The organism is Obesumbacterium proteus, from assembly GCF_001586165.1.
In the GTDB taxonomy this organism is placed as follows: Bacteria; Pseudomonadota; Gammaproteobacteria; order Enterobacterales; family Enterobacteriaceae; genus Hafnia; species Hafnia protea.
Window position 1 is genome coordinate 1,859,986 of record NZ_CP014608.1, and the last position, 12,460, is coordinate 1,872,445.

26 protein-coding genes and 1 pseudogene are annotated in these 12,460 nt (G+C 47.1%); 24 read left to right on the plus strand and 3 right to left on the minus strand.

The genetic code is table 11. The annotated features are described in order from the left end of the window. Nucleotides 1–7: 7 nt before the first annotated feature. Complete coding sequence (locus DSM2777_RS08540; protein WP_061553683.1) at nucleotides 8–361, minus strand: hypothetical protein; 354 nt, start codon at nucleotides 359–361, stop codon at nucleotides 8–10. Between the two features lie 10 nt (nucleotides 362–371). After that, nucleotides 372–659, minus strand: a complete 288-nt coding sequence (locus DSM2777_RS08545) for a hypothetical protein (protein ID WP_061553684.1) — start codon at nucleotides 657–659, stop codon at nucleotides 372–374. Nucleotides 660–1,002: 343 nt separating this feature from the next. Here DSM2777_RS08545 and DSM2777_RS08550 point away from each other — a divergent pair, with 343 nt between their 5' ends. Beyond that, on the plus strand, nucleotides 1,003–1,194 hold the full coding sequence (locus DSM2777_RS08550; RefSeq protein WP_046450308.1) for a hypothetical protein: 192 nt from the start codon (nucleotides 1,003–1,005) through the stop codon (nucleotides 1,192–1,194). A gap of 35 nt (nucleotides 1,195–1,229) precedes the next feature. Here DSM2777_RS08550 and DSM2777_RS08555 read toward each other — a convergent pair whose 3' ends face one another. After that, entirely contained in the window at nucleotides 1,230–1,997 is a 768-nt protein-coding gene (locus DSM2777_RS08555) for a LexA family transcriptional regulator (RefSeq protein ID WP_061553685.1), read from the minus strand. Between the two features lie 83 nt (nucleotides 1,998–2,080). Between DSM2777_RS08555 and DSM2777_RS08560 the strand changes: the two genes are divergently transcribed. From DSM2777_RS08560 to DSM2777_RS08665, 23 genes and pseudogenes are all read left to right on the plus strand, one after another. Next, the gene (locus DSM2777_RS08560) at nucleotides 2,081–2,317 is read left to right on the plus strand and encodes a helix-turn-helix domain-containing protein (RefSeq protein ID WP_020303617.1); all 237 of its coding nucleotides are present in this window, start codon (nucleotides 2,081–2,083) and stop codon (nucleotides 2,315–2,317) included. Nucleotides 2,318–2,422: 105 nt separating this feature from the next. Next, nucleotides 2,423–2,716, plus strand: coding sequence for a CII family transcriptional regulator (locus DSM2777_RS08565; protein ID WP_061553686.1), 294 nt, complete (start codon nucleotides 2,423–2,425; stop codon nucleotides 2,714–2,716). Nucleotides 2,717–2,785: 69 nt separating this feature from the next. Further along, nucleotides 2,786–3,781 carry a replication protein gene (locus tag DSM2777_RS08570; protein WP_074399222.1) on the plus strand — a complete coding sequence of 332 codons (996 nt, stop codon included), beginning with the start codon at nucleotides 2,786–2,788 and terminating at the stop codon, nucleotides 3,779–3,781. Continuing rightward, nucleotides 3,778–4,485 carry a replication protein P gene (locus DSM2777_RS08575; RefSeq protein ID WP_061553687.1) on the plus strand — a complete coding sequence of 236 codons (708 nt, stop codon included), beginning with the start codon at nucleotides 3,778–3,780 and terminating at the stop codon, nucleotides 4,483–4,485. The genes DSM2777_RS08570 and DSM2777_RS08575 overlap by 4 nt, the downstream gene beginning before the upstream one ends. 84 nt (nucleotides 4,486–4,569) lie before the next feature. Beyond that, on the plus strand, nucleotides 4,570–5,061 hold the full coding sequence (locus DSM2777_RS08580) for a hypothetical protein (RefSeq protein ID WP_156088275.1): 492 nt from the start codon (nucleotides 4,570–4,572) through the stop codon (nucleotides 5,059–5,061). Between the two features lie 9 nt (nucleotides 5,062–5,070). After that, nucleotides 5,071–5,355 (plus strand): hypothetical protein, encoded by a 285-nt coding sequence (locus DSM2777_RS08585; RefSeq protein WP_061553689.1) that lies wholly within the window; start codon nucleotides 5,071–5,073, stop codon nucleotides 5,353–5,355. Continuing rightward, the gene (locus tag DSM2777_RS08590) at nucleotides 5,348–5,575 is read left to right on the plus strand and encodes a hypothetical protein (RefSeq protein ID WP_061553690.1); all 228 of its coding nucleotides are present in this window, start codon (nucleotides 5,348–5,350) and stop codon (nucleotides 5,573–5,575) included. The genes DSM2777_RS08585 and DSM2777_RS08590 overlap by 8 nt, the downstream gene beginning before the upstream one ends. Further along, a complete protein-coding gene (locus DSM2777_RS25225; RefSeq protein WP_061553691.1) occupies nucleotides 5,562–5,858 on the plus strand; it encodes a phiTE_015 family protein in 297 nt (98 codons plus the stop codon). The genes DSM2777_RS08590 and DSM2777_RS25225 overlap by 14 nt, the downstream gene beginning before the upstream one ends. Continuing rightward, the gene (locus DSM2777_RS08600) at nucleotides 5,858–6,298 is read left to right on the plus strand and encodes a recombination protein NinB (protein WP_061553692.1); all 441 of its coding nucleotides are present in this window, start codon (nucleotides 5,858–5,860) and stop codon (nucleotides 6,296–6,298) included. The genes DSM2777_RS25225 and DSM2777_RS08600 overlap by 1 nt, the downstream gene beginning before the upstream one ends. Beyond that, nucleotides 6,295–6,462, plus strand: coding sequence for a NinE family protein (locus tag DSM2777_RS24425; RefSeq protein WP_096080455.1), 168 nt, complete (start codon nucleotides 6,295–6,297; stop codon nucleotides 6,460–6,462). Before DSM2777_RS08600 ends, DSM2777_RS24425 begins: the two co-directional genes overlap by 4 nt. Beyond that, nucleotides 6,455–6,883 carry a phage protein NinX family protein gene (locus DSM2777_RS08605; RefSeq protein ID WP_061553693.1) on the plus strand — a complete coding sequence of 143 codons (429 nt, stop codon included), beginning with the start codon at nucleotides 6,455–6,457 and terminating at the stop codon, nucleotides 6,881–6,883. The genes DSM2777_RS24425 and DSM2777_RS08605 overlap by 8 nt, the downstream gene beginning before the upstream one ends. Beyond that, a complete protein-coding gene (locus DSM2777_RS08610) occupies nucleotides 6,876–7,562 on the plus strand; it encodes a metallophosphoesterase (protein ID WP_061553694.1) in 687 nt (228 codons plus the stop codon). The genes DSM2777_RS08605 and DSM2777_RS08610 overlap by 8 nt, the downstream gene beginning before the upstream one ends. Next, entirely contained in the window at nucleotides 7,555–7,845 is a 291-nt protein-coding gene (locus tag DSM2777_RS08615; RefSeq protein ID WP_025796672.1) for a DUF1364 domain-containing protein, read from the plus strand. The genes DSM2777_RS08610 and DSM2777_RS08615 overlap by 8 nt, the downstream gene beginning before the upstream one ends. Further along, nucleotides 7,842–8,204: a RusA family crossover junction endodeoxyribonuclease gene (locus DSM2777_RS08620; RefSeq protein ID WP_061553695.1), complete on the plus strand. Its 363-nt coding sequence runs from the start codon at nucleotides 7,842–7,844 to the stop codon at nucleotides 8,202–8,204. The genes DSM2777_RS08615 and DSM2777_RS08620 overlap by 4 nt, the downstream gene beginning before the upstream one ends. Continuing rightward, on the plus strand, nucleotides 8,201–8,404 hold the full coding sequence (locus DSM2777_RS08625; RefSeq protein WP_061553696.1) for a protein ninH: 204 nt from the start codon (nucleotides 8,201–8,203) through the stop codon (nucleotides 8,402–8,404). Before DSM2777_RS08620 ends, DSM2777_RS08625 begins: the two co-directional genes overlap by 4 nt. Before the next feature lie 116 nt (nucleotides 8,405–8,520). Next, nucleotides 8,521–9,015 carry a hypothetical protein gene (locus DSM2777_RS08630; RefSeq protein WP_156088273.1) on the plus strand — a complete coding sequence of 165 codons (495 nt, stop codon included), beginning with the start codon at nucleotides 8,521–8,523 and terminating at the stop codon, nucleotides 9,013–9,015. Between the two features lie 380 nt (nucleotides 9,016–9,395). After that, nucleotides 9,396–9,611 (plus strand): class II holin family protein, encoded by a 216-nt coding sequence (locus DSM2777_RS08635; RefSeq protein ID WP_061553698.1) that lies wholly within the window; start codon nucleotides 9,396–9,398, stop codon nucleotides 9,609–9,611. Continuing rightward, nucleotides 9,611–10,154 (plus strand): annotated as a pseudogene (locus tag DSM2777_RS08640) (lysozyme). The gene DSM2777_RS08635 and the pseudogene DSM2777_RS08640 overlap by 1 nt, the downstream one beginning before the upstream one ends. Further along, a complete protein-coding gene (locus DSM2777_RS24430; protein WP_043494640.1) occupies nucleotides 10,151–10,600 on the plus strand; it encodes a lysis protein in 450 nt (149 codons plus the stop codon). Before DSM2777_RS08640 ends, DSM2777_RS24430 begins: the two are co-directional and overlap by 4 nt. Before the next feature lie 42 nt (nucleotides 10,601–10,642). Continuing rightward, nucleotides 10,643–10,831, plus strand: coding sequence for a hypothetical protein (locus tag DSM2777_RS08650; RefSeq protein WP_061553699.1), 189 nt, complete (start codon nucleotides 10,643–10,645; stop codon nucleotides 10,829–10,831). A gap of 306 nt (nucleotides 10,832–11,137) precedes the next feature. After that, nucleotides 11,138–11,680 carry a KilA-N domain-containing protein gene (locus DSM2777_RS08655; protein WP_061553700.1) on the plus strand — a complete coding sequence of 181 codons (543 nt, stop codon included), beginning with the start codon at nucleotides 11,138–11,140 and terminating at the stop codon, nucleotides 11,678–11,680. Continuing rightward, nucleotides 11,677–12,081: a hypothetical protein gene (locus tag DSM2777_RS08660; protein WP_061553701.1), complete on the plus strand. Its 405-nt coding sequence runs from the start codon at nucleotides 11,677–11,679 to the stop codon at nucleotides 12,079–12,081. Before DSM2777_RS08655 ends, DSM2777_RS08660 begins: the two co-directional genes overlap by 4 nt. Next, nucleotides 12,068–12,253, plus strand: a complete 186-nt coding sequence (locus DSM2777_RS08665; protein ID WP_061553702.1) for a hypothetical protein — start codon at nucleotides 12,068–12,070, stop codon at nucleotides 12,251–12,253. The genes DSM2777_RS08660 and DSM2777_RS08665 overlap by 14 nt, the downstream gene beginning before the upstream one ends. Nucleotides 12,254–12,460 lie beyond the last annotated feature (207 nt).

Sequence of the window (12,460 nt, forward strand, 5' to 3'; positions counted from 1 at the left end):
CGACCTGTTAATCTGCTTCCACACTCTCATGTAGAGCTGTAATTCCACCGTGTTTCTCAATCAACTTCTCAACGACATTCCGAGGGACATAAGCGTAAACGGTACCTGTCGGATCTTGAACGTCTTCACACCAATCCATAATGATTTCGTCTTTTTCACTCGGAAATCCAAGCTCAAAAGAGTGATACATAGCAATATCTTTAAAGTCGCTTCGAGGCTGGCAGTATGCAGAATCACTAGCCTGAATTGACACGCTATAACCATCTGCGCAAATCACTCGGCGATTGAAGTACCAGCGATCTTCAAATCTCGGCGCTCTGGCCTCATTTAGCCAGTCATTCATGGTTTTTGTACCGCTCATACCTACCTCTCTAAATTAAGGGAATGCTCTTCCCGCGTGATTTCTGCACCGCATGAATCTTGCTACCAAGCGGGTTCGTGTCTTTGTACCAAATACGGTGGTTACTTCGTTTCACCTCAACCTCAAGCTCTTTAGCAGCTCTCGGTGTCTGTAGTGATAGTGCTTTTACTGTTCTCTCTGAGCATCCAGAGAGCGTGGTAGCGATTTTGCTTGCCAACCGGCGCTCTGCATTGGCAGAATTTCTTTCTTCACTACGGCGCTCTAAACGACGTAATTTGCAGCGTTGTTTTGCGTTCATGGATTTCTCCGTTAGTTAGCTTTGGCTGTGATGCGCCAGATGCTTATCTTCTGTTTGGGTCTTAGCCCTGCAATTCACATCACCGCCAAAGCCAACTTAACTTTGGTGTACACCTCTCGGCATACCTTCTGATTGTTAAAGAGCATCCAACTTCCTGTTGGTTAGTGCGTCCTGCCGTGTTGATGGAGTAGATTATTAACCAGTGGTTATTTTCAGTCAATAACCAATGGTTAATAAAGTTAAGTTTATAAGTTAACTATATGAACCTAGTGATGTTTTATTTTTTATGATTGGATATCTGGGCTGTTTTTGGTGGTAAAGTGAGCAAAAAAAAGGAGGGCATATGGAAAAGAACGCGATCGGCTATAACGACCTATGCGAAGCGGTGGGAAAGGCAACGCTGAATTTGGTGTCTTACAAGCAAGAGGTGAAGAAGGAATACATCATTTCGATGTTGGAATCTTTCGCTCAGATAGAGTATGACGAGAAGAGAAGGGCGACGTACATAATGGCAGCGGAGGCGATGAAGGAGTGAGGGCAATAAAAACCCCGCTCGGCGGCGGGGTGTTACTAGACTAGCATCACAGAGTAATGAATTACTCGACCAATTATTTCAACGCTATCTTGATCGGCTTCTTCATCTGGGAAGTCTATTTTGTTGTAGCTTCTGATGCTTAGCTTCTTATTTGGCAATCTGAATAATTGCTTAACTCTCAATAGGTCACCATGGTCTATTGCGTAAATAGCCCCATCTATAATTCTTTTATTGGCTAGATCAACAGTTACCGTAGTTCCCTCTGGGATTACTGGTTCCATGCTGTGCCCATGCACTGGGAAAGCGATGGTACAGGCTGGATCTGCGCCAGCGCGACGAAGTGTTGCTTTAGAGAATCTAAGCTTAAATCCATTATGGTCTTCGTTATTCACGCATCCGTGTCCTGCTGCTAGCTCAATACTTTTGAAATAAGGGATCTCCACCTCATCATCACCGAGAGGTGTATCGCTATCCCACACGTCAACGCCACTCCACTGGTTCTGTGGAGGCATATCTGGTTCTTTTTGAGCTATAGCTGCATCTTGGCTCATAGGTTCTACTCCATACTCAAGCCATTCAGCCCTAACATTCAGCCACCGGCTAAGCGCAAGGATGTTTGTTGAGTCTGGAATTGCCGCTCCATTTCTCCACTTCCAGATAGCGGGTTCGCTAATTTCAATACCCTGTTTTTTTAGGGCTGCTTTAATTCTTCCGGGCAATCCCCTACCTGCCACGCCTGCATCTAAACAAGCCGCATCAAGTCTCCGAGAGAACGCCTCTTTCACATCGTCTTTTTTAACCATGCGTTAATTATCCAAAGAATTGACATAACTGTCAGTTAAGATATATTCTTAACCCGAAGTTAATTTAGTTAATAAGGATGCTTATGAACCCTGTACAAATTGCAGTAAATGCGGTTGGCGGGCAGACAGCAGCAGCTAAGTTATGCGGTTTATCAGTTGTGGCAGTTCATAAATGGGCTGTAAAGGGGACGCTTCCCCGTACCGAGTACACAGGTAAAACCAATTATTCAAAGCTGTTAGCTAATGCCTCAAATGGAAAATTCACTTCTGAGTGGCTGTTGAACGCAGCAAACCCAGATAAAACAAGCTTAGCAGCTTAAGCAACACCGCTCTTTAACAGTCATAGCCTCCCTGCCGCAATGTGGGGAAACCCCAACCACCTAACCGGTGGTGTAACTATTTATTCAACAAAGGAAGTATCACAAATGGAACATGCAAGTTATAGCAAGCGCATCAATGAAGTGGAGACAGAACTCCGCTGCCGGATGATGCAGAAGACTAACCGAGAGTTAGCGAAGGAAGCAGGGTGGCACGAATCGAAAGTAAGCCGCCTAAATATCCGCGACATGGCAACGATGTTCGTACTGCTAGAGAAGGTATGGGAAACCAGTTTGATTCGTGAGGTAGCGCGTCAGGCTGTGGAATCGGTATTGCCACAAAAGAAAAAGTCGCCAACTGCGGTAACAGCTGACGACTCTCAGATCACTATGACTTTCTAGTACTGGATCAATTCACAGGAGTAATTATGGCACCACATTCTAAATGTGTAAACAGCAAAGGGGGAGGCAATGTCTACAGCTGAGCTCTTTGACTTTAATGCTGAACGTAAGCGCAGGAGCAACCGGATGGAAAACCAGAAGCTTGGTTATGTCCCGTTGTACCGAAGCGTTAAGAAGACATCATGGTCAAAGGATGTATTCCTTCGCACTCTCTGGGAAGACCTGTTATTAGGGGCTCAGCGAAAGCCCCGTACAGTTAATTTCAAAGGTAACCTATGGGATCTTCAAGTCGGTCAACTGGTCGTGACACCGGCTGAATTAGGGCTTTCCCTTTGTGATAGAAATGGGAAGCCAACCAGTCGTGATGCAGTGGTTAGGATGCTGAACTTTTTCGTCAAGGAAGGGATGATTTCTGTGGACGGAGAGAAGCGAAAAGGGACGGTGATAACCATTCTAAATTACGCTGAATATGCCGAAAAAACAGACAATTTACCCGCACATAAAGGCGCACATAAACCCGCACATAACAAACCCAGTGATGGCGCGGCTTCCGGCAGTGATGCCGCACATAAAGGCGCACATAAACCCGCACATCATGAACAAGAAGGTAATAACAATAATATTAAAAGACTATCGTCTGAGAATTCTCGCGAATCCTCAAACGCCGCTTTGGAAAAGTTTCTCTCAGCTCATCCAGATGCGTTTGTTTACTCAGCCACTGGAGCCAAGTGGGGGACTCAGGAGGATGACAGGGCTAGTCGCTGGATTTACGAGAAGGTCTGCGTGGTTGATGCCTCAGCCAAAGAGCCTAACTGGGCAGACTGGGCAAACGTAGTTCGACTGATGAGACAACAAGATAACCGAACGCACAAAGAGATTTGTGAGTTATTCCTCTGGGCAAACCGAGATTCGTTCTGGTGCTCAAATATCCTATCCCCAGCAGCTCTGCGGAAAAAATGGGGAACCCTATCTGCCCAGATGGGCAAACCAAACCGAAGCCAACGACCAAGCGCTGATCCGGTACCGCACTGGAACAGCAAAGAGTCATGGGAGGATTTCATATGACACATCGACTGATGAGCGCTATCGCAAACCGAGATGGTTCGGCGCTGGCCAGAATGTCCAACCCAGCTACACAAGCAATGCAGGGGGTAGTGAATCCTGATGCTGAAAACTTGGTTGACGCTCTGTTTCGCCAACTCAAACAGGTGTTTCCAGCGGCAAGCCAAACCAACCTGCGTAGACCTGAAGACGAGAACGCAGCAAAAAAACAGTGGATTGCTGCATTCGCTGAAAATGGAATCCGAACCAGAGAGCAGCTATCGGCAGGTATGCAACACGCCCGATCCAGTGAGTCTCCGTTCTGGCCTTCACCCGGTCAATTCATCGCATGGTGCAAACAAGGTGTTCTGAAAGCTAACGGCTTGCCAAGTAGCGAAGAGCTGTATGGCCTAGTGATGGAGTACTGCGCTAACCGTGGATTGTATTCGTCACCCGAGTCATATCCGTGGCCTAGCAACGCGGCGTACTGGATGGTGACAAAGTTATATTCGCAGATGCGCGGCAAGAACCAGTCTGAATCAGAACTCCGCAAGAGTTGCACTGAAGAGTTGGTGATCATGGGGCGGCGCATTGAGTCTGGTGAAGAAATACCAAAGCCGGTTGTTCAGTTGGAAAAGCTACACATTCCGATCAGCAATGAAGCTGGGCTACAGAAAATTGCAGATATTCGCAAAAAGCTAAACCTACCGCGCAGAGGTCAGCAATGAGCAAGTGTTGCATGTGTCACCAGCATCTCGAATACGGCGACGGCCTCACGTATCACGGATTCACATCATGTGAGACGCACTACGATGGAATGGTTGATCGCGTTGATTCTTGGCGAGCAGATGCCTTTGAAACAGAAGCTCAGGAGCTGCGTGATGTCAAAAATTAGAACGGTTATCTCCCACATCGAAAAGCACGGCGCGTCTCCAATGGGGGAAATATGCAGAGGTACTGGATTTAGCGTCAGAGAAGTTAACTCAAGTCTGAGATATCTAGCCAGAATCGGAATGCTTACAAAGACTGGGGATCGCGGTCACTATCTGTATGGAATCCCAGAAGCACCAAAACATGCAAAAACCAAGCCGCCAATCCGCAAGAAAACAGTCATTACAGCAAAAGACAATACAGTAACCATCGGGTCCAAGAAGCAGGAAATCGAGCAGTTGATTAATCGTGGATTGGTTCGTCGAGCACAAACGGCAATATCTAGTCTTATTGCTGAAGCTCGGGATCTGGACACCGTAAATTGGGCTATGGACAAGGGCAACGCTTGCGGCTTCAGAGCCAAATACTTTTAGGAGATAGTCATGACAAGCCTACCAGATTGCATCAAGCTCACCCTGATAACAGATCCGCGCCTAAGCCAAGCGATTGAAGCTAGCTTAGAGGAAGATGAGCTTATCTCAAACTTTGAGCGCATCTACGGCGTATACAGGCCGAGAAAACCGCGCAACGGTATTGAGTTTATGGTTGATAAAGCCGCTGGATACACCCCTGATCCTGAATGGAATGTATTCCTGAGCGAGTTTATTCAGTTTGTTTACAGGTGTGTTTATTTACCGCTATACGGAGATGGAGATAGTCATGAATAAGTTAAAATTGATATTTTTAAAGAATATAGGGCTAAGCCCATACTCTCCAAGATGGTTAAAAGTATTTTTTCTAAAACTTGTGATGCGAGAGATTAGCAAAGGATTCGATAGGTTAATTAAATCCCATGTTCAAAACATCTCGTCAGAAAAAAAAGATGAAATTAACAAATTGATTTCAAAAATGAATACAGCTAGGGGTGCCTGTCATGACAAGTCGTGAACAGTTTGAAGCGTGGTTACGCGCTCAGCCTCATGTTTTAAATGTAGGTGTTGAGCAAGACGGAACCTACACCTTGCACGAAGATAGGGTGGCATGGGAGGCATGGCAAGCAAGCCGCGAGGCGGTGGAGTTAGATATTGACTGGCCTGAAGCCAACGATGATACATGGAAAGATGGTGAAGAAGGTGCTTATGCCATGGGTCATGAGGACGGGAAGGATAAGGTTATCATCGCCGTACGCAAGGCGATCCGCGCAGCTGGCATCAAGGTTAAGGGGGAGTGATGAATAAACAGGCCTATTTTCTGATAGACCGACACCGACAGCAAAACGCCATACAGTTCATCCAGTCACTCCCAGTCAATCCAGATTCACCCCTCGTAGTAACCATCCAAGAGCGAACCAGAACCCTAGACCAGAATGCGCGCCTATGGGCAATGCTTAACGATATCAGTGAGCAAGTCGTTTGGCATGGTTTAACTCTCAGCAGTGAAGACTGGAAGCACATATTCACTGCATCACTCAAAGGTCAGCGATCGGCGCCTGGCATTGAGGGCGGGTTCGTTGTGCTTGGGCAATCAACTAGTCGAATGACTGTGGGTGAAATGCGTGACCTGATAGAGCTGATACAGGCATTTGGTGCAGAGCATAACGTTAAGTTCGGTGATGATGCCATAGCCGCGATGCGCTGGGCTCAACAACACAACAGGAGTTCAGCAGCATGAAGCGACAGCGAAGTCCGACACAAATAGCGATAGACAACTTAATCTTCAACAAATCCACTCCACGCAGTAAACCACAACCCATATCAACAGTAACTTTCAACTACAGCGCCCACCTGCATGATGTGCGTTGGCTGAGAGTGCGAGCGAGGAATAGACATGACTGATTACAGCAAGATGAGCGACTTTGAGATTAACTGCAAAGTTGCCAATGCACTTGGTATGACTAAACACTTCTTCTTCCTTGATGCAGAGGACGAATTTGATGATGACATTGAACCAAGCGAACGGGGTCCGATCTGGCAAACTAGGGAGCATTTCGTTAATGGATACAGGCCATCGAACGGAAACCCATTCAACCCCTGCAACAACCCATCAGACGCATGGCTGATTATTTGTGAATCCCTTATAAGTATTAGTCCTCATTATAAATTCACAGATGAATCAGAGGAATACATAGCACATAGCAATGAGTGGGTAGCTGATAATGTCATGAGTGATGGAAAGTCATTTAGATATAAAGATATCAACCCCCTCCGTGCCGCCATGATCGTCTACCTGATGATGAAGGAGAGTGAGAATGGCTAAAGGCGAAACGCGCGAAGGGATATACCTCCGCATTAACGGAACTGAATATCGAAAGGTTTACGTAGTAGGCGATTTACACGGCTGCCACGGCATGCTGATGACGCACCTCGAAGAGATTGAGTTCGACTTTGACGCAGACCTGCTTATCTCAGTTGGTGACCTAATCGACCGTGGTGGGCAGAACGTCGAATGCCTAGACCTGATTACTCAGCCATGGTTTAGAGCTGTACGCGGTAACCATGAGCAGATGGCTATTCAGGCATTAAACGGCACCGGCAATGTAAATCACTGGCTGGCTAATGGCGGTGGCTGGTTCTTTTACCTCGATTATGACCAAGAGGTTCTCGCTAAAGCATTAATCGCATACGCGGAAAGTTTACCGCTAATTATCGAAGTCAATTTCCCCTGCAAGAGCTATGTGATAGCCCATGCAGACTACCCATCAAACGAATACATATTTGGCAAACGTGTCGATGAGAATGATGTGGTTTGGAATCGAGAGCGGGTGAGTAACGCAATGGACGGGATCGGCTGCAACATTACCGGTGCGGACGAGTTTATTTTTGGACACACGCCAGCTCGCAGCCCCATGAATTTTTTCAATCAGCGCTATATCGACACAGGTGCGGTGTTTGGTCACGGCCTGACCGTTATCCAGATAGGAGATAACAATGGCTAACCTTCGGAAAGAAGCCCAAGGCCGAGAATGCCAAGTGCGTTTACCCGGCATATGTAACGGTAACAGCGAGACGGTAGTGCTGGCTCATTTTCGAATGGCTGGATTATGCGGCGTAGGGATGAAGCCTAACGACTTATTCGGCGCTTGGGCATGCTCTGCATGTCACGATGAAATAGACCGCAGGACAAGGCGCACAGACGCTGGTGAAGCGCATATGGCACACCTTGAGGGAGTAATACGAACTCAGGCCGCGCTGATTGCAGAGGGAAAGCTAAAACTATGAAGGAATACCGGCTAACGCTGCCGTACCCGCCGAGCCTAAACACATATTGGCGACACGCAAGGCAACGGCACTACATCAGCGAGAAAGGCACAAAATACCGACAAAACATTATCACCATCATCCAGCAACAAAACCTCGATATTAACACCACCTCCAGACTCAAATTCTCAATCACCGCCCACGTACCAGACAAACGCCGCCGAGACTTAGACAACCTGCAAAAGGCTGTCTTTGATTCGCTTGTGCATGCTGGATTCATGGAAGACGACGAGCAGATTGATGATTTCAGGGTGCGGCGCGGTGAGATGGTGAAGGGCGGAAAGCTGGAAGTAGTCATCACCGAACTGGAGGGGATATGAATGCCGAAATCCGAACCATACCCGACATGCTAGTCGATACATACGGCAATCAGAGCGAGCTAGCACGACGGCTGCACATCAACAGAGAAACCATATCCAAATACATTCACGACAAAGAGGCCAAGCACCACGCAATAGTGAATGGCGTATTCATGACAGCTCGCGGGGATTGCGGGAAAAATAGGTGGGGTAAGCGATGAGACCAATAGACGCGATTTACACACTGCCCATGGTATTTAGACAGGCAGATTTACGACGACTCTGGTGCCGAGGGAAGAAGACCATCACGCCATCACAGCGAGTGTGGACGCGCTATATGTTGTCGCTCTGGGGCCATTACCTCGGCGGTGATGATGCTCCTTCAGGATGCGTTAACGTAATTGGTCGATTAATGGTTCGTTCAGAGTGGAGCGAAACACAGTCTGAGCGGATAGTTGAAGTGGTGAACAGTCTTCACAAGCAAGGTTATCGAGGTGAAGAGTTGTTCAAGAAGTCCCGTGAAATTGTGATACCAGCATCCTCAGCAAGCAACATCATCGCTCTCGCCAAAGAATCAGATGATGCCGCTTTTGTTGAGTCAGTCATGAAGAAAGCAATTAAGCGTGGAAGCCTGATCCGCGATGTAGCTATTAAACGATATTGCGATCGCAAATGCCCGCAAGACATTGCACGGATGATTTCATACATCACTGGTGCAGATGTTCAATTTTGCCGAAAGCGGGTTATCTGGTGTGAAGAGATACTGGAAGAGGAAATGTACTATGCAATGAAGCATGCAATGGAGAAGGAAATACTTCAAAATGCAGCATGAGTAAAAATATTTTCTATTTCTCTTGATTTTGGGAAATGAAAGTGTATATTTTAGTGCATGCTCGGGAGCAAAAGTGAAAGAGCGCAGTAACAAAGAAAAGGCTAGCTTAATCGCTGGCCTTTTTGCTTTCTGGATAACCGGTGCGACGCCAGAAAAACAATCGCACAGTGGGTAAGTTCGTCTCATTGACTGCTATCACCACCTAACCGGCTGGAAGGTCGGTATCAATTTCAAGCCTCGCCACTGTGCGGGGCTTTCTTGCATTTAGCGTCATCCAAAACCAACCAACCGCACTCACACATTCCTTGTCTGGCATGGATACGGGTGACGCTATTCCCTAATTAATTACACAGCGCCTAACCCTACGGGGAGGTGAGACGATGCTACGTATGGACAAAATCACAACAGGTATTTCCTACGGAGCGTCAGGCGGTAGCGCCTTATTCTGGCTTAAACAACTCCTTGATGGCTTCTCACCTGAACAGTGGGCAGCGTTTGGCGTTCTTGGAAGCCTGCTATTTGGCCTCCTGACGTTTCTAGCGAATCTCTACTTCAAGGTAAAAGAAGACCGGCGCAAAGCCTCAAGGGGTGAGTAATGAATCCATCCCTGAGAAATAAATTAAGCGCGGCAATGATTACCCTCATCGTATCAGGTGCATCGGCTCCGGTATTGCTTGACCAGTTTCTCAATGAGAAAGAAGGAAACAGTCTAACAGCGTACCGAGATGGCGGTGGAGTCTGGACGATATGCCGTGGTGCAACGATGGTTGATGGTAAGCCAGTCGTTCAGGGAATGAAGTTAACGCAGCCCAAATGCGACCAAGTAAACGCCATAGAACGCGACAAGGCATTAGCTTGGGTAGAGCGGAATATTCACGTCCCCCCTTACCGAACCACAGAAAGCAGGCATTGCATCATTCTGTCCTTACAACATTGGCCCCGGTAAATGTTTCCCTTCAACGTTCTATAAGCGACTTAATTCAGGCGATCGGAAAGGTGCTTGTGAGGCAATCCGTTGGTGGATTAAAGATGGTGGACGTGACTGCCGACTGACAAAAGGCCAAAAGAATGGCTGTTATGGTCAAGTGGAGAGACGTGATCAGGAAAGTGCGCTGGCGTGCTGGGGATTGGATGAATGAGCAAGTTAACCACCGCGTTACTTTCGATCATCATCGCTCTACTAGTTGGCATGTGGTACACGACAAGCCAGATGCAGTCGCTAAACACCCAACTGAAAGAAATCACTCAGGTATCCAATCAGCAGAAAGCAGACCTCGAAAACATCCAGCGGCAACGAGTACAGGCCGCCGAGCTCGATATCAAAGTCACTCAGGAATTAGCTAATGCAAAAAGTGAAATTGAAACTCTTCGTGTTGGCCTTAACACTGGCACTAAGCGGCTGCGCATCGCGGCCAGTTGTCCAAAGCTGCCCGAAACCACCGCCGCCACCGGCAAGCCTGATGCAACCAGCCCCCGATATGATGCAGAGTTTGAACGCAATTATCTCAGTCTCGTCGAACGAATCAAACAATCCGAAACAATGATTAACGGGTTACAGAGTTATATCCGCACACAGTGCCAATAGAGCCTCACTTCGGTGGGGCTTTTTACATTCAGAGGAAATAAAATGGCTGCACCAATCATGAAGTATTTCGCATATGAACATCTTCCAGCTCATCTACAGGAAGTTAGCAAGCCAATCGGCGAGCTAGCAAAACTGATGGATGAGTCATTGGCTGATGGTGCTGAAAAATCAGCAGGTCTGCGCAAATTACTTGAAGCTAAAGATGCTCTGGTTCGCGCTAAGCTCGGCTAGGAATTACAGATCTATACCCACGCCCAGTACTTAAAATAATAGGAGGTGACCATGCGGGAAGAAGAGCTAAAAAGGCTTGAACCCTTAAATCTCCTGATTTATCAGGGTAAAGCATCCGTTACCACTTTATAGCCTCACTTCGGTGGGGCTTTTTTACAACTGAAGTAAACCATCAGCGCCACGCTCGGCGCAATTCTACCGTAGAACCTTTCAGGATAAGCCTTGAGGAGATCAGCAGTGGTCTGATGAACCCTCTACGGGCTGGTTCTTCCTGAGCGCAAGGTTTATCACTAAAAGGAAGTCATCATGCAATATCCAACGAATATTGTTATCGAAAATATGCCAGTTCGAAATACAGAATTTGGTACTTACAATCTTAATGATTTACACAAGGCGGCAGTGGCGGCTAAGAAGGCCAAGCTTTGGCAAAAGCCAAGTAAGTTCCTTAAAGCAGATGGTATCAAGGGTTATGTCGATGAAGTGACCAAGGAGCTAAAAAGCACCTTGGAACAAAATCAAATACTTAGAACCATTCATGGAGGCTCCGAGCGAGGTACGTGGGCGCATGAGCTTATTGCTCTCAGATACGCAGCTTGGTTATCTCCAGCATTTGAATTGAAGGTATATCAAACATTCAGAAGCGTGATATTAGGGCAGGTTAGTAAGTTTGCTCAGGCAAACCTGCTAGAGCTTAAATATCAGTCTAAAAAGCGTCGCGTGAGTACTGCCGCCAGAATAATGAACAAATGGGGTGTTGGTGGTGAGAAAAACCAATTGGAGTCTCAGCGTAAATTACTAGCTGAAGAGATTCAGGTTACGATCCCCGGTCTGCCGGAGGGAAAGCCATGATGAGTAATGAAACCTCATGTGATTTCTTCTGCTCTCGCGTGGCAGAGGCTTATTTGCTTCATCTAATGGCATTATGGCGTCGTCCAATCTACCGATATGAAACTGGGGATATTGAAGTAAGCGACTCATTCTTATGGGGTCTACTCGACGGATATCCAAAAGACCGAATGACAAGTAGCTATAGAGCAAAGTTTTACTCAAAGCTCCTGAAAAAATTTGATCCCACTCCAGCCAAAGGCGCAGTGATATGCGGCGGTAAAGTTCCAGAGCTAAGCAAGCGCGGCATAAAATATATGAACGCCTTAGTTCATGGATTTGGCGACATGCTAGAAGATATTGGCGACAGGGATGAATATGGGCTGCTAACGATACCCAAAGGTGAGCTCAATGACCAAATCTGAATACAACCGTATTGATTACATAGAAGAGGTCATGGGGAACGCATTTGATCTTCTCGACACGGGAAGGGTGGCAGCGGCTAAGGAAATTATTCGCGCAGTAAATCTTCAATTACGAGTGCTAAAGCGCACAGGCGAAAAGCGATACGGTAATCCAAGTAAAGCGGAAGAATGAAGTCAGTTAGCACCTCTGCGAAGCGGGGCGAGTCTGGCTAACCAAATCAAATTGCGTAGGGTTGTCGCAGCATCTCTGTATTAGCAATAACCGGTGCCTCTCCTAGCCGCTAGCGTACAGAGACATCAATAACGACCAATGCCGAGCGAATACCACTCGCTCTCATGGCGGTTACATGAACCGTGGCAGAAGAATCATGGAGCAATA

Excerpts from the sequence above, each read along its gene's own strand:
- DSM2777_RS24425 (WP_096080455.1), top strand. The coding sequence starts at position 6,295 with ATGAAGCGACAGCGAAGTCCGACACAAATAGCGATAGACAACTTAATC.
- DSM2777_RS08630 (WP_156088273.1), top strand. The coding sequence starts at position 8,521 with ATGTTGTCGCTCTGGGGCCATTACCTCGGCGGTGATGATGCTCCTTCA.
- DSM2777_RS08560 (WP_020303617.1), top strand. The coding sequence starts at position 2,081 with ATGAACCCTGTACAAATTGCAGTAAATGCGGTTGGCGGGCAGACAGCA.
- DSM2777_RS08615 (WP_025796672.1), top strand. The coding sequence starts at position 7,555 with ATGGCTAACCTTCGGAAAGAAGCCCAAGGCCGAGAATGCCAAGTGCGT.
- DSM2777_RS08635 (WP_061553698.1), top strand. The coding sequence starts at position 9,396 with ATGCTACGTATGGACAAAATCACAACAGGTATTTCCTACGGAGCGTCA.
- DSM2777_RS08545 (WP_061553684.1), bottom strand. The coding sequence starts at position 659 with ATGAACGCAAAACAACGCTGCAAATTACGTCGTTTAGAGCGCCGTAGT.
- DSM2777_RS08655 (WP_061553700.1), top strand. The coding sequence starts at position 11,138 with ATGCAATATCCAACGAATATTGTTATCGAAAATATGCCAGTTCGAAAT.
- DSM2777_RS08650 (WP_061553699.1), top strand. The coding sequence starts at position 10,643 with ATGGCTGCACCAATCATGAAGTATTTCGCATATGAACATCTTCCAGCT.
- DSM2777_RS08610 (WP_061553694.1), top strand. The coding sequence starts at position 6,876 with ATGGCTAAAGGCGAAACGCGCGAAGGGATATACCTCCGCATTAACGGA.
- DSM2777_RS08585 (WP_061553689.1), top strand. The coding sequence starts at position 5,071 with ATGACAAGCCTACCAGATTGCATCAAGCTCACCCTGATAACAGATCCG.
- DSM2777_RS08565 (WP_061553686.1), top strand. The coding sequence starts at position 2,423 with ATGGAACATGCAAGTTATAGCAAGCGCATCAATGAAGTGGAGACAGAA.
- DSM2777_RS08540 (WP_061553683.1), bottom strand. The coding sequence starts at position 361 with ATGAGCGGTACAAAAACCATGAATGACTGGCTAAATGAGGCCAGAGCG.
- DSM2777_RS08600 (WP_061553692.1), top strand. The coding sequence starts at position 5,858 with ATGAATAAACAGGCCTATTTTCTGATAGACCGACACCGACAGCAAAAC.
- DSM2777_RS08570 (WP_074399222.1), top strand. The coding sequence starts at position 2,786 with ATGTCTACAGCTGAGCTCTTTGACTTTAATGCTGAACGTAAGCGCAGG.
- DSM2777_RS08620 (WP_061553695.1), top strand. The coding sequence starts at position 7,842 with ATGAAGGAATACCGGCTAACGCTGCCGTACCCGCCGAGCCTAAACACA.
- DSM2777_RS24430 (WP_043494640.1), top strand. The coding sequence starts at position 10,151 with ATGAGCAAGTTAACCACCGCGTTACTTTCGATCATCATCGCTCTACTA.
- DSM2777_RS08580 (WP_156088275.1), top strand. The coding sequence starts at position 4,570 with ATGGAATGGTTGATCGCGTTGATTCTTGGCGAGCAGATGCCTTTGAAA.
- DSM2777_RS08555 (WP_061553685.1), bottom strand. The coding sequence starts at position 1,997 with ATGGTTAAAAAAGACGATGTGAAAGAGGCGTTCTCTCGGAGACTTGAT.
- DSM2777_RS08665 (WP_061553702.1), top strand. The coding sequence starts at position 12,068 with ATGACCAAATCTGAATACAACCGTATTGATTACATAGAAGAGGTCATG.
- DSM2777_RS08550 (WP_046450308.1), top strand. The coding sequence starts at position 1,003 with ATGGAAAAGAACGCGATCGGCTATAACGACCTATGCGAAGCGGTGGGA.
- DSM2777_RS08590 (WP_061553690.1), top strand. The coding sequence starts at position 5,348 with ATGAATAAGTTAAAATTGATATTTTTAAAGAATATAGGGCTAAGCCCA.
- DSM2777_RS08605 (WP_061553693.1), top strand. The coding sequence starts at position 6,455 with ATGACTGATTACAGCAAGATGAGCGACTTTGAGATTAACTGCAAAGTT.
- DSM2777_RS08575 (WP_061553687.1), top strand. The coding sequence starts at position 3,778 with ATGACACATCGACTGATGAGCGCTATCGCAAACCGAGATGGTTCGGCG.
- DSM2777_RS08625 (WP_061553696.1), top strand. The coding sequence starts at position 8,201 with ATGAATGCCGAAATCCGAACCATACCCGACATGCTAGTCGATACATAC.
- DSM2777_RS25225 (WP_061553691.1), top strand. The coding sequence starts at position 5,562 with ATGACAAGTCGTGAACAGTTTGAAGCGTGGTTACGCGCTCAGCCTCAT.
- DSM2777_RS08660 (WP_061553701.1), top strand. The coding sequence starts at position 11,677 with ATGATGAGTAATGAAACCTCATGTGATTTCTTCTGCTCTCGCGTGGCA.